The organism is Roseovarius sp. CH_XMU1461 (assembly GCF_037027165.1).
Classification (GTDB): domain Bacteria; phylum Pseudomonadota; class Alphaproteobacteria; order Rhodobacterales; family Rhodobacteraceae; genus Roseovarius; species Roseovarius nubinhibens.
On the sequence record NZ_JAYMDV010000001.1, the window covers coordinates 1,044,221 to 1,057,059 of the forward strand.

14 protein-coding genes and 1 tRNA gene are annotated in these 12,839 nt (G+C 65.1%); 6 read left to right on the forward strand and 9 right to left on the reverse strand.

The window, feature by feature from the left end:
* Nucleotides 1–47 precede the first annotated feature (47 nt).
* Complete coding sequence (locus WA237_RS04980) at nucleotides 48–506, forward strand: DUF6789 family protein (protein WP_336096874.1); 459 nt, start codon at nucleotides 48–50, stop codon at nucleotides 504–506.
* Here WA237_RS04980 and WA237_RS04985 read toward each other — a convergent pair.
* Together WA237_RS04985 and purD are read right to left on the reverse strand one after the other, a co-directional pair.
* Complete coding sequence (locus WA237_RS04985) at nucleotides 503–1,390, reverse strand: bestrophin family protein (RefSeq protein ID WP_336096875.1); 888 nt, start codon at nucleotides 1,388–1,390, stop codon at nucleotides 503–505. The two genes, WA237_RS04980 and WA237_RS04985, sit on opposite strands and share 4 nt — an antisense overlap.
* A 141-nt stretch (nucleotides 1,391–1,531) precedes the next feature.
* Nucleotides 1,532–2,797 carry a phosphoribosylamine--glycine ligase gene (purD, locus tag WA237_RS04990; RefSeq protein WP_336096876.1) on the reverse strand — a complete coding sequence of 422 codons (1,266 nt, stop codon included), beginning with the start codon at nucleotides 2,795–2,797 and terminating at the stop codon, nucleotides 1,532–1,534.
* Between the two features lie 148 nt (nucleotides 2,798–2,945).
* On the opposite strand from purD, the gene WA237_RS04995 reads away from it, so the two are divergent.
* The 4 genes from WA237_RS04995 to WA237_RS05010 all read left to right on the forward strand — a co-directional run bounded on the left by WA237_RS04995 (nucleotide 2,946) and on the right by WA237_RS05010 (nucleotide 6,928).
* Nucleotides 2,946–3,506 (forward strand): type 1 glutamine amidotransferase domain-containing protein, encoded by a 561-nt coding sequence (locus WA237_RS04995; RefSeq protein WP_216015451.1) that lies wholly within the window; start codon nucleotides 2,946–2,948, stop codon nucleotides 3,504–3,506.
* Between the two features lie 37 nt (nucleotides 3,507–3,543).
* A complete protein-coding gene (gene xseA / locus WA237_RS05000; protein ID WP_336096877.1) occupies nucleotides 3,544–5,103 on the forward strand; it encodes an exodeoxyribonuclease VII large subunit in 1,560 nt (519 codons plus the stop codon).
* A 170-nt stretch (nucleotides 5,104–5,273) separates the two neighbouring features.
* Complete coding sequence (locus tag WA237_RS05005; RefSeq protein WP_216015453.1) at nucleotides 5,274–6,179, forward strand: LysR family transcriptional regulator; 906 nt, start codon at nucleotides 5,274–5,276, stop codon at nucleotides 6,177–6,179.
* 206 nt (nucleotides 6,180–6,385) lie between these two features.
* Nucleotides 6,386–6,928, forward strand: a complete 543-nt coding sequence (locus tag WA237_RS05010) for an NADPH-dependent FMN reductase (protein WP_336096878.1) — start codon at nucleotides 6,386–6,388, stop codon at nucleotides 6,926–6,928.
* A gap of 10 nt (nucleotides 6,929–6,938) precedes the next feature.
* Here the strand turns inward: WA237_RS05010 and WA237_RS05015 are convergent, their stop codons facing one another.
* From WA237_RS05015 to WA237_RS05025, 3 genes are all read right to left on the reverse strand, one after another.
* Nucleotides 6,939–8,180 carry an NAD(P)/FAD-dependent oxidoreductase gene (locus tag WA237_RS05015; RefSeq protein WP_336096879.1) on the reverse strand — a complete coding sequence of 414 codons (1,242 nt, stop codon included), beginning with the start codon at nucleotides 8,178–8,180 and terminating at the stop codon, nucleotides 6,939–6,941.
* Nucleotides 8,181–8,303: 123 nt separating this feature from the next.
* A complete protein-coding gene (gene ykgO / locus WA237_RS05020) occupies nucleotides 8,304–8,429 on the reverse strand; it encodes a type B 50S ribosomal protein L36 (protein ID WP_005850168.1) in 126 nt (41 codons plus the stop codon).
* Between the two features lie 82 nt (nucleotides 8,430–8,511).
* Nucleotides 8,512–8,586 (reverse strand) — tRNA-Val (locus tag WA237_RS05025).
* A 155-nt stretch (nucleotides 8,587–8,741) separates the two neighbouring features.
* On the opposite strand from WA237_RS05025, the gene WA237_RS05030 reads away from it, so the two are divergent.
* Complete coding sequence (locus WA237_RS05030; protein WP_009813455.1) at nucleotides 8,742–9,605, forward strand: N-formylglutamate amidohydrolase; 864 nt, start codon at nucleotides 8,742–8,744, stop codon at nucleotides 9,603–9,605.
* Between the two features lie 3 nt (nucleotides 9,606–9,608).
* On the opposite strand, the gene WA237_RS05035 is transcribed toward WA237_RS05030, so the two are convergent.
* The 4 genes from WA237_RS05035 to WA237_RS05050 form a co-directional block, all read right to left on the reverse strand.
* Nucleotides 9,609–10,868, reverse strand: coding sequence for a DNA polymerase IV (locus WA237_RS05035; RefSeq protein ID WP_009813456.1), 1,260 nt, complete (start codon nucleotides 10,866–10,868; stop codon nucleotides 9,609–9,611).
* Between the two features lie 214 nt (nucleotides 10,869–11,082).
* Nucleotides 11,083–11,793, reverse strand: a complete 711-nt coding sequence (gene pyrF / locus WA237_RS05040) for an orotidine-5'-phosphate decarboxylase (RefSeq protein ID WP_336096880.1) — start codon at nucleotides 11,791–11,793, stop codon at nucleotides 11,083–11,085.
* A 143-nt stretch (nucleotides 11,794–11,936) separates the two neighbouring features.
* Nucleotides 11,937–12,206 carry a hypothetical protein gene (locus WA237_RS05045; RefSeq protein ID WP_156783332.1) on the reverse strand — a complete coding sequence of 90 codons (270 nt, stop codon included), beginning with the start codon at nucleotides 12,204–12,206 and terminating at the stop codon, nucleotides 11,937–11,939.
* Between the two features lie 195 nt (nucleotides 12,207–12,401).
* Nucleotides 12,402–12,716: a hypothetical protein gene (locus WA237_RS05050; protein ID WP_009813459.1), complete on the reverse strand. Its 315-nt coding sequence runs from the start codon at nucleotides 12,714–12,716 to the stop codon at nucleotides 12,402–12,404.
* Nucleotides 12,717–12,839: the final 123 nt, after the last annotated feature.

The following is a 12,839-nucleotide window of genomic DNA, read 5'->3' on the forward strand; positions in this document are numbered from 1 at the left end:
CTCTGCGGTCTAGCCGGTGGCGGACCATAACCCCAAGAGGCCACCACATGACCCTGACCCCGATGCAAATCCTTCGTCTCACCCTCATTGGGGGGCTGGCTGGCGAGATCGCCTTTGAGGCCTTTGCCTTTGGGCTGGGGCCGATCCTGACCGGGCGGGTGATGGAGCCTGCCTATCTGGTGATCGCGCTGGCGCGGCTCTTGGGGGCCGAGATCGGCTATGTCGGCGGCTGGATCGGCCATCTGGTGGCGGGGCTCATTCTCTTTCCGCTCGGCTATCTCGCCTATCTGCGCCTGACACCGCCGCAGCCCTGGGCCATGGCCGGGCTGATCTGGGGGCTGATCCTCTGGGCGGTGGCGCAGGGCGTGCTGGCCCCGCTGGCCGGGCGCGGCTTTATGATGGGATTTGTGAGCTACACTTGGGCGTCGCTCGCGGCGCATATGCTCTATGGGCTGGTGGTGGCGGGCGCGATGCGCTGGGCCATGCCGGGGCTGACCCGGGGCTAGCTCAGGTAAAAGCCGACGGGCACCCGGGCCTCGGGCACCTCTTCGCCGAGATGCGGCGCGAGCGAGCGTTCCACCGTGCGGCACATCGCGTCGAGCGGCAGCCCGTTCACCGTTTCGCCAAAGGGATGGGCGAGCTCTTCGGTGACCTCGGCGAGGCCGAAGAAAACATAAGCGATGATCGCCGAAAAGAGCGGCGCCATCCAGCCGGCGCCCTCGAGCAGGGCAAAGGGGATCAGCAGGCAGTAGAGATAGGTCGTGCGGAACACCAGAAGCGAATAGACGAAGGGCAGTGGCGTGGTGGCGATGCGTTCGCAGCCCGCCTGCGCCAGCGACATCGAGGCCAGCCGTTCGGCAAGCGCGCGGCGGGCAAAGCCATCGGGCGCGGCCTCGGCCAGATGCCGGTTGAGCGTGTTGAGCGCGGCGCAGGGCGGGTGATGGGCCTCGGCGAAGGCGGCGCTGTCGGCGGCCCAGCGGCCCGCCGAGCCATCGTCGGGCATCCGGCGCAGATGCAGCCGGTGCAGATGCAGGAAGGCCAGCGCCAGCCGCAGGGCGCGTTGTCGTGCCTCGGGGTCGGGGAGATACATCTCGACCTCGCGCCCGAGCGAGCGCATATCGGCCACCAGCCCGCCCCAGAGGCGGCGGCCCTCCCACCAGCGGTCATAGGCGGCGTTGTTGCGAAAGCCGAGAAAGAGCGACAGCGCGAGGCCAAAGACCGCGAAGGGCGCGGCATTGGTATGGGGCAGGCGCAAGAGCGCGCCGTCGATCCAGACCACCAGCGCGGCAAAACCCGTGGCAAAGAGAATGCGCGGCAGGATGCGCGGCAGCACCGAGCCGCGAATGGCGAACATCAGTTCCAGCAATCCGGGTTTGTCGCGGACAATCATCGTCGGGCTCCTTGCAGGTCTCGCCCGCGTTAGAGCCCGAAGATCATTGGCAAAACAGTTCGCAAGCGGCCTTAGCAGCCAATTTTGCGCCAAACCGGGGCGGGCGTGTTTCCGATCCGCGTCACCGGTCGCGCGGCGGGCCTAGCCCAGCGCGCGCCAGCCGATGTCGCGGCGGTAGAACCCGCCGGGCCAGTCGATCCCCTCGACCATGCCATAGGCGCGGTCGCGGGCCTCTTGCAGCGTCGCACCGCGGGCCGTCACGTTGAGCACCCGGCCGCCGGTGGCGACGATCTTGCCGCCCGTCTCGGCGGTGCCGGCGTGAAAGACCATGTGGTGGCTGTCCTCGGGCATCGTGTCGAGCGCGCCGATGGGCGTGCCTTTTTCATAATCACCGGGATAGCCCAGCGCCGCCATCACCACGGTGAGCGCGTGATCCTCGGCCCAGGTCACGCTCATCTCGTTCAGGCGGCCTTCGGCGGCGGCGTGCAGCAGGTCGAGCACCTGCGCCCCGAGCCGCATCATCAGCACCTGGCATTCCGGGTCGCCGAAGCGGACGTTATACTCGACGAGACGGGGCTGGCCGTCCTTGATCATCAGACCGGCGTAGAGCACGCCCTGAAACGGCATGCCGCGGCGGGCCATTTCGGCCATGGTCGGTTTGACGATCTGCTCCATGGCGATGGCTTCGATGTCGGGGCTGAGCACCGGGGCGGGGGAATAGGCGCCCATGCCGCCGGTGTTGGGGCCGGTGTCGCCGTCGCCCACCCGTTTGTGATCCTGCGCGGTGCCGACCGACAGGATGTTCTCGCCATCGCAGAGCACGAAGAGAGAGGCCTCTTCGCCCTCCATGAACTCTTCGATCACCACTTCGGCCCCGGCGCCGCCAAAGGCGCCGCCGAACATGTCGTCGATGGCGGCGAGCGCCTCGTCTTCGGTCATGGCGATGATGACGCCCTTGCCAGCGGCGAGACCGTCGGCCTTGATCACGATGGGCGCGCCTTTGGCCCGGACATGGGCGCGGGCGGCTTCGGCCTCGGTGAAATGGCCATAGCCTGCGGTGGGGGCCTTGGCCGCGTCACAGATTTCCTTGGTGAAACTTTTCGAGGCTTCGAGCCGTGCCGCGCCCTCGGAGGGACCAAAGCAGAGCAGCCCGGCCTCGCGCAGCCGATCGGCCACGCCCACGGCGAGCGGCGCTTCGGGGCCGACGATCACGAAGTCGATGGCGTTTTCCTCGGCAAAGGTCACCACCGCGCCGCCATCCATGATGTCGAGCTTGGCGCAATCGGCGATCTGGGCGATGCCGGCATTGCCGGGGGCCACGATGAGCCGGTCGCATTTCGGGTTCTGTTTCACGGCCCAAGCGAGGCTGTGTTCGCGCCCGCCGCTGCCAAGGATCAGAATGTTCATCAGGCGGTCCCCTACCGTTCGGTCCTCATTTGGCGTCTGAATAGGCGCGCGGGCGCGCGGAGGCAAGGCTGAGGGCCCTTTGTGCGGAACATCGCGGGCCGCGCCGGGTTGGAAGAGATGAGTGTCATCACCGACGAAAGGAAATCCCATGCCTGATATCAAATCCGCCAAGATCGCCATTCTCGCCACCAATGGCTTTGAGCAATCCGAGCTCGAGCAGCCGCGCGACGCGCTGCGCGAGGCGGGCGCAGAGGTGCATGTGATCTCGCCCGATGGGCAGGACATTCGCGGCTGGGAAGGCCCCGATTGGTGCCGCACCGTCGAGGTCGACCGCAAGCTGTCGGAGGTGAACCCCACCGATTACGATGCGCTGGTGCTGCCCGGCGGGCAGATCAACCCGGACCTGCTGCGCGTCAATGACGAGGCGCTGTCGTTCATCCGGGCCTTCTGGCAGGCGAAGAAGGTGATCGGGGCAATCTGCCATGCGCCCTGGCTGTTGATCGAGGCGGGCATCGCGGAGGGCCGCGACATGACCTCCTATCATTCGATCAAGACCGATGTGAAAAACGCTGGGGCCAATTGGACCGATGCCGAGGTCGTCACCGATCATGGTCTGGTCACCAGCCGCAACCCCGACGATTTGCCGGCCTTCTCGAAAAAGCTCATCGAAGAGATCGAGGAAGGTCGCCACGATCAGCGCGCCGCGTGATCTTTTCTTCTGGCGCGGGATCGGTCATTGATGGGGCATGTCAGACCTGATTGATGATCCGCTTCCGGGCCAGAACATGCCCGAATACACCGTCTCGGAAATCTCCGGCGAGGTGAAGCGCACGCTCGAAGGCAATTTCGGGCGTGTGCGCGTGCGTGGCGAGGTGGGCCGTGTGTTCAAGGCGCGGTCCGGGCATCTTTACTATGATGTGAAGGACGACAAGAACGTCCTCGCCTGCACCACATGGAAGGGGCAGGTGGCGGGTCTGTCGGTCGAGCCCGAAGAGGGGCTCGAGGTGGTGGTGACCGGGCGGCTCACCGCCTTTGGGGCGCAGTCGAAATACAATCTCAACGTCGATGAAGTGGCCGTGGCCGGGCAGGGCGCGCTCATGGCGCTGCTGGAGAAACGGCGCAAGGCGCTGGCGGCGGAGGGGCTCTTTGATGAGGGGCGCAAGCGGCCGATCCCCTATCTGCCCGAGATCATCGGCGTCGTCACCTCGCCCTCGGGTGCGGTGATTCGCGATATTCTGCACCGGCTGCGCGACCGGTTTCCGCGCAAGGTGCTGATCTGGCCGGTGGCGGTGCAGGGGCAGAGCTCTGCCGCAGAAGTGGCCCGGGCGATTGCCGGGTTCAATGCGCTGACGCCGGGCGGGGCGCTGCCGCGGCCCGATCTGATCATCGTGGCGCGGGGCGGCGGCTCGATCGAGGATCTGTGGGGGTTCAACGAGGAAATCGTGGTGCGCGCGGCGGCGGCGTCGGAGATCCCGCTCATCTCGGCGGTGGGCCATGAGACCGACACCACGCTGATCGATTTTGCCTCGGACAAGCGCGCGCCCACGCCGACGGCGGCGGCGGAGCTTGCGGTGCCGGTGCGGCTCGACCTGCTGGCTTGGCTCGATGGGCAGAGCGCCCGGCTGAGCCATGCGCTGTCGAGCGGGGTCGAGCGGCGCGGCCAGCGGCTGCGCGATCTGGGGCGGGCCTTGCCCCGGGTGGACACGTTGCTCGACGGGCCGCGCCAGAGGCTCGATGTCTGGGGCGAACGGCTTCCGGCCGCGCTCATCCGGTCGGTGCAGATGCGGCGGGTGCGGCTGTCGGATGCGGCCGGGGCGCTGCGCCCGGCGGCGCTGCGCGGTAAGCTGCGCGATCAGGGGCAGCGGCTGGCACAGACCGGCGAGCGGCTTGGTCATGCGCTCGGCGCGCGGACAGAGCGCGGGCGCGAACGCTATGATGCGATGAGCGCACGGTTTGGCCGGGTCGAACCGCATGAGGCGCTGCAGCGGCGGCGTGAGGATCTGAGCCGATTGAGCGACCGGTTCGGTCAGGTGGGGGCGCGTCAGATCAAGGATTGGCGTGATCGGCTCGACGCGCTCGACCGGCTGCGCGAAACGCTCAGCTATAAGGCGACGCTCGAGCGGGGCTATGCGGTGGTGCGCGGCGATGGCGATCTGATCAAGAGCGCCGCCGCAGCGGGCCGGGCGCAAAATCTCGAGATCGAATTTGCCGATGGCGTGCATAAGGTCGGCCAGCCGGGGGCGCCCGCGCCCAAGAAACCGGCCAAGCCGCAGACGCCGCCCGGCGATCAGGGCAGTCTTTTCTAGCCCCGCGTCCCAGCTGCAAACACCCGATTCCAGCGGTGGAAACATTTGTTTCCCTGTTTCCCGGTTAAGAACGATCCGCGATAAAACCCAGATATTGTCTGGTGGCCGCCCCAGTTGCGCCCGATTTGACGCCGATACCCAAAGCAACAGAAATACAGAGGTATCGAGCAATGGATCGTCTCACCGAGATGGAAGCGTTTGCCACGGTCGTGGATCAAGGTGGATTCACTGATGCGGCGCGGAAAATGGGGATTTCCAAATCCGCCGTATCGAAACATGTGTCATCGCTCGAGGCGCGTCTCGGGGCGCGTCTGCTCAACCGGACGACCCGCCGCGTGAGCCCGACGGAAATCGGTCTCGCCTATTATGATCGGGCGCTGCGCGTTCTCAATGATGCGGGCGAGGCGGATGCGCTGGTCAGTTCGATGCAATCCGATCCTTCGGGTCTGCTGCGGATTTCGGTGGCGACGGATTTCGGCGTCAATCATCTGAGCCCGGTACTCGGCAATTTCCTCGATGAGTTCCCGGATATCACCGTCAATATGGTGCTCAACAACCGCTATGTAGAGCTCATCTCGGAAGGGTTCGACATGGCGATCCGCATCGGCGAGCTCGAGGACAGCACCCTGCGGGCGCGCAAGCTCACCGAGACCACCAAGCGGATGATCGCGAGCCCGGCCTATCTCGAGAAATACGGGCGGCCGACCAAGATCGACGATCTCAACGAGCACAAGCTCTTGCATTATTCGAGCCAGGCGGGCGGCAGTGTCTGGAAGCTCACCGCGCCATCGGGCGAAAAGCGTCAGGTGCGCACGGCGGGCGGGCTGTCGGTCAATGACGGGCAATCGCTGCTCAACGCCGCGATCTCGGGTCTGGGCATCGCCTACCTGCCGAGCTTTCTCTATTCCGAGGCGCTGTCCAAAGGTCTTGTCGAGGATGTGATCCCCGATCTGCCGATGGAAACCCAAGGCATCTATGCGGTCTATCCGCCGGGCCGGTTCACCCAGCCCAAGGTGCGCGCCTTCATCGATTTCCTGGTCCATGTCTTTGCCGAAAAAGGCCCGACGGACTGGTAACCCTTCCCCCTCGCTCATAAGAGCCACCTTCGCCCCCGGCACGGTCCCCGTGTGCGGGGGTTTTGTTTGTCCGTGCACTATTTGCTGGTTTTCGAGGCGATTGCGCGGAGGGCGCACAGGCGCTGTGCGGTGGGTCGGGTTGCGTTGGGGGCGCGGACCGGGGCACGGTGGGGGTCATAAATCATGCAATCACCAAGGGGCGTCCCATGTCAGAACCAGTGCTACTCACCATCAGCGGCTCGCTGCGCGAGGGGTCGTATAACCGGATGCTCTGCCGGGTCGCGGCCGAGGCCTTTGGCCCGGCGAAAGTGGTGGTGGGGGATCTCGATCTGCCGCTCTACAATGGCGATCTGGAACAGGCCGAGGGCATCCCCGCCAAGGTGCAGCTGCTGGCCGATCAGATTGCCGGGGCCGATGCCATCGTGATTTCGGCGCCGGAATATAACAAGGGCATCTCGGGCGTTCTCAAGAACGCGCTCGATTGGGTCAGCCGGACCGAGGGCAATGCCTTTGCGGGCAAGCCCACGGTGGTGGTCTCGGTCGCGGCAGGGCGGACCGGCGGCGAGACGGCGCAGTTCATGACCATGGCCTGCCTGCTGCAGCTGCAGGCGCAGATCATTTCAGGGCCGGCGGTTTTGGTGGCCGGGGCGTCGAAAGAGTTCTCGGACGAGGGCGCGCTGACCAATGACCGCTATCACGACACGCTCAAGACCCGGATGGCGGCGCTGCGCGCGGCGATCAAGGCCTGATCAAAGGCGTCTAATCGAACCGGGCCGGATCGTAATAGCTCATGTCGCCATTGGGTTTACGCCCGGCGATCATGTCGGCGATCCAGCGCCCGGTTTTCGGCCCGCCGGTGAGCCCCACATGCTGATGCCCAAAGCCGAGATGTAGCCCGGTGGCACCGCGTTGGCCAATAAGCGGCAGGCTGTCCGGGGTCGAGGGGCGGTGGCCCATCCATTCCTCGGCCAGCTCATATTGCAGATCGGGAAAGAGCTCTGACAGGTAGCGGCGGATGAGCGCGAAGGGCTTGGGCGAGCGGGGCGCATCGACATGGGCGAGTTCGACCGCGCTGGTACAGCGCAGCCCATGCTCCATCGGGTTGAAGGCACATTTTCCGGCCACCATGATCGGATTGTTCGGCACTTGCGACGGCGATTTCAGGTGCAGGTGATAGCCGCGCTCGGCCTCGAGCGGCAGCCTGATCCCGAGCTTGCGCAGGATCGGTTTCGACCAGATGCCCGCCGTCACCACCGCATGATCGCAGGGCAGCGTGCCCTGATCGGTTTCAACCGCCGTAACGCGGCCATCGCGCAGGGTGATGTCCTTGGCCGTGGCCACGAGAAACCTGCCCCCCTCGGCTTGGAAGACCTCGGCGAGCGCTTTCATATAGGCGCCGGGATTGGCGATATGGCCCTGATTGCGCAGCACCGCGAGACAGCCGATATTGGCCCCCAGCATCGGCTCGGCCTCTTGCACGGCGGCACCTTCGATCAGCTCTGGCACATAGCCCGCGTTGCGCTTGATCGCCCAGGCATAGCCGTCGCGCGCATAGGCGGCGCGGTCGGCATAGGCGTAGGACAGATCGCTGTCGGTGACAAACCGCGCGGCGGCGGTGCCCTGGGTCAGGGCGCGGTGCTGTTCGACACTGTCATGCAGCAGATTGTGCAGCCCCGCCGCCATCCGCTGTGTCCGCGTGTCGGTGCCCTGCGCCACATAGCGCAGGAGCCAGGGCAGCAGCCGGGGCAGGTAGCTATATTGCAAGAAAAGCGGCGCGTTCGGGTCGGCGAGGCTCTTGATCCCCTGGCGGATGATGCCGGGCGAATTGATCGGCGCGATGGCCCATTGTGCCAGCAGTCCGGCATTGCCATAGGACGCGCCCGCGCCGGGGCCTTCGCGGTCGATCAGCGTGACCTCATGGCCGTCGCGGCGCAGCCAGATGGCGGCGCTCAGCCCACAGATGCCGGCGCCGATAACGATGATCTTTGCAGGGGTATTCATGCCCGTCCTCTCCCAAGACTGCGCGCAGTTAAGCGGTCTTTGTCAGGCGGGGCAATATGGCAGCACAAAAAGAAAAACCCCGCCCGAGAGGGGCGGGGTTTTCAAATCTGTCCGAGCGTTTGCTCAGCCCTGACGGGCTTTGAAACGGCGCTGGGTTTTGTTGATCACGTAGACGCGGCCTTTGCGGCGCACGACACGGCAATCCCGGTGCCGGTTCTTGAGCGAACGGAGCGAGTTGCGAACTTTCATCGTTCTTTCCTCTGTCTGTCGCGGCGCGGGCCAGCGCCTTAGGTTACGGGCGTTTCGCACGGTTTGCGAAACAATGAAATCATGGTGGGCGATACTGGGATCGAACCAGTGACCCCTTCGATGTCAACGAAGTGCTCTACCGCTGAGCTAATCACCCCTATGGACCTTGGTCTGGATTCGTGCCCCTAAAAAACAGGGGCGCGGAAATCCGCGCCGCAGCGTCGCTGTCTATAAAAGGAGTCGCGGAGGTGATCAAGGGCTTTCGGTAACAGTTTTTTTCAGGCTATCCTATAAGCCAATCGGGGAGGTCGAATGCCCAAGCTTGCGTATCAGTTGGAGTTTCCGAGGAAAAGGACCACGAGCGTGGTCTTTGCCTCGCCGCATTCGGCGCGGGACTATCCACAGTGGTTTCTGGATCGGTCGCGGCTCGACGAGGTGACGATCCGGTCCTCCGAGGATGCCTATGTCGATATTTTCCTCGATTCTGCGCCACGTCTTGGCGCTCCCTTGATCTGTGCCGGCGCGCCGCGCGCCTTTATTGATCTCAACCGGGGTCCCGATGAGCTCGACCCGGCCTTGATCGAAGGGGTGCGGATGGTCGGGCACAATCCGCGCGTGGCCTCGGGGCTTGGGGTGATTCCGCGTGTGGTGGCCAACGGACAGCCTATTTATACAGGGAAATTGACCCGCGACGAGGCGATCGAGCGGATCGAGACCTATTGGCATCCCTATCACAATGCGCTTGCCCAGCAGCTCGATCAGGCCTGGGAGATGTTCGGCGAGGCCATTCTTCTCGACTGTCATTCGATGCCACATGAGGCGATGGATGCGGCGATGCACCGTGGCGGCAAACGCCCGCATGTGGTGCTCGGCGACCGGTTCGGAGCCTCGGCCGCGCCCGAGATTGTCGAGCGGGTGGAGGCGGCATTTCAGCGCGCCGGGCTGGTCGTGGCGCGCAACGCGCCCTTTGCCGGGGCCTTTGTCACACAGAATTACGGGCGGCCCTCGCGGGGGCGGCATGCGGTGCAGATCGAGATTGACCGGGCGCTCTATATGGACGAGCGGCGGATCGCGCCGAACCAGAATTTCGAGGCCTTCCGCGCCATGATGCGGGATATTCTGGCGGAATTGGCGGATATTGGCCGACCGGTGCAGCAGACGCTGGCGGCGGAATAGGCGCTAGCGCAGGGCGCGGCCTTTGACGATCGCGTCAGAGCCGAATTTCTCACGAATGGCATCGGCGGCGCGTTCGGCCTGGCTGCGTTTGCGGGCCTGCGGGTCGAGCAGATCGCCGGAGAGATCAGCGGCCTCTTCCGGCACCAGATCGGAAATGCCGACGCCGATGAGCCGGTAGGGCACCTGATGATCCACCTGATCATAGAGATTGCGGGCGGTGCGGTAGATCGTGTCGGCGAGCTGGGTCGCGTCGCGCAGGGCGAGGCGGCGGGAGATCAGCGAATGATCGGCGCGCTTGAGCTTGAGCGTGACGACGCGGCCGGCGAGATGGCGGGCCTTGGCGCGGTCGGAGACCTGCACGGAGAGCCGCCAGATATGGCCATCGAGCAGCTCGGTATGGCCGGTATCTTCGAAAAACGTGGTTTCCTTGGAGATGGATTTGACCGGCGCGCGGGCGTCGACACGGCGCATGTCCTGACCCCGGGCAAGATGCCAGAGCCGGTTGCCCAGCGAGCCAAACCGCGCCACGAGATCCTGCCGCTCCCACCTTAACAAATCGTTAAAGCTGCGGATGCCGGCCTTGTCCAAGGCGGTTTGCGCGGATTGGCCGACGCCCCAGATCATTCGGACCGGTTTGTCGCGGAGAAATGCGGCGGTCTCGGCGGCGCCGATGACAGAAAATCCACGCGGTTTATCCAGATCAGACGCGATCTTTGCTAAGAATTTATTATGGCTGAGGCCAATCGAGCCAGTGACGCCCAGTTCCGAGCGCATCCGCGCCACCAGCCGGGCCAGCATCACCGCAGGCGGTGCGCCATGCAGGCGGGTGGTGCCGGAGAGGTCGAGAAAGGCCTCGTCGAGCGACAGCGGTTCGATCACCGGGGTGAGGTCGAGCATCATGGCGCGGATCTGGCGGGAGACCTCGGCATAGACCTCCATCCGGGGTTTGAGCACCACCGCATCGGGGCAGAGATCAAGCGCCTTGAACATCGGCATGGCCGAGCGCACGCCGCGAATTCGCGCGATATAACAGGCGGTTGAGACGACGCCACGGCGGCCGCCGCCGATGATCAGCGGCTTGTCCGCGAGCGCGGGATTGTCGCGTTTCTCGACGCTGGCATAGAAGGCATCGCAATCCATATGGGCGATGGTCAGCCCGTAGAGTTCGGGATGCGAGAGCACGCGCGGGCTCTGACAGCCGGGGCAGCGGCGGGGCGCGGGATCGGGCAGGTTTTGCAGGCAGTCGCGGCAAAAAGCGGGCATGGCGGGCGATCACATCCGGGTGTCGGGGGTCCATGTTAACAGGTTGGCGAGGCCACGGAAATCGACCTTCGGCAAAGCGTCGGTATTACGTCGGTATTGCGTCAGTGGGTGATTCGGGCTTTTCCGGCCAAAGCCGCGAGCGTGCGCCGCGCGCCCGGGGCGGCGGCGATTTATTAACCAATAGTCATGGCGGAATCGCGGGGTGAAGCCCCGGTCAGGGCAGCTCGGCCAGGATGGCGCGGGCGGCGGCGGGGGCATCGTCAGCCGCCCAGATCGGACGCCCGACGACGATGTGATCGGCCCCGTCCTTGAGCGCCTGCGCCGGGGTGGCCACGCGTTTCTGATCGCCGAGCGCCGCGCCCGCGGGACGCACGCCGGGGGTCACGATGAGACGGCCCGCCGCATTGGGCAGGGCGCGGATCATCGCCGCCTCTTGCGGCGAGGCGATGACGCCATCGGCCCCGGCGTCAAAGGCGCGGCTGGCGCGTTCGCAGACCAGATCGTGAATGTCGCCCGCGCGGATCAGCCCGGCGTCGAGATCGGCCCGGTCGAGCGAGGTGAGGATCGTCACCGCGAGGATTTTCGTCGATTTGCCGCCGACGCCCTCGCGGGCGGCGCGCACCACATGCGGATCGCCATGGACGGTGAGGAAATCGAGATCGAACTGCACCAGACCGCGCACGGCGTTTTCGACGGTGGCGCCGATGTCGAAGAGCTTCATGTCGAGGAAGATGCGCTTGCCATGTTCCTGCTTGAGCTCATTCGCCACGGCGAGCCCGCCCCCGGTGAGCATGCCGAGACCGATCTTGTAGAAGCTGACCGCATCGCCGAGCCGTTCGGCGAGTTGCAGCGCCTCGATGGCGTTGGGCACATCGAGCGCGACGATCAGCCGGTCATCGGCAAGGGTGGAGGAGGTGGCGGTCATGGGCGGCCCCTTTGCAAAACGCGCGGCAAAACTCGCGCCCTTGTGGCCGCCACATGGCAACAGGTCAAGGGTCTTGGGCCGGGGGGCTTGGTCCGGGGGAGCTTGAACTGGGGGGCCGGGGGGTCTTGAACTGGGGGGCCGGATCAGGAGGCCCGCTGAAATTCCTTGGGCGCGTCTTCGGCCACTTGCACGGCATCGGCCTGACGGCGGTATTCCGGCATGCGCCGGATCTGACGCAGCGCGTCCTCGGCCAGCGCCTCGGCCAGCGAGGCGGGCGGCACGTCGGATTGCAGCTTGGCCTTGGTCATCAGGCAAAGCGTGCTGATATCGGTGGTCAGGATGGCGATGGCGCGATGCTCTTCTGCATCAGGAGAGAATCGCAGGTCATCAAAGCGAAATTGGCGAATAATCATGACAGGCACCATTACAAACAAGAACCAAATACCGGTTAACGGTACAGGCTTCAGGGTGAATATCAAGCGCCTCTTCCCCGAGGGGGTTGTGCCGGAGGGGGCGGGGCGCCGCCGGATCGGTGGGATCGTCCGCGCGCGCCCCGGTTGAAATCACCTGCCAGATCGCAGGGATCGTTCGGGAAATTCTGTCGCGGCTCAGGCCGCGATGCGCGGGCTGCCCGAGGGCAGGCTTAGCGTGCCGCTGGCGAGGATCTGGGCCACGCGGGTCTGGTACTCGGCGCTGGTGGTGGCGCGGCGCGAGCGCATGGCGGGCAGGTTGTCGCTATGGGCGCGGGCCGCCGCATCATGCAGGCGGCGCACCACCACGTCATATTCAGCGGTCAGCGGCGCGGTGGCCTGTGTCGGATAGCTGTAGGTGATCCCGTCTTCGTGGATTTTGACCAGGGCTTCGAATGCGCCGGTTTCCGGGTTGTAGCGCACCTGATCGAATTGGATTTTTTCGATCTGCATTGCCTAATTCCTTCTGCTCTAGGCCGGGGGATTTCCCCTGTGGATAACTTGGGAGCGGCCAGTGAAATTTAAACGGGGAAACGGCTTTTTTGTTCCCCTCTGGGCAAATTCAGGGTCTGATCG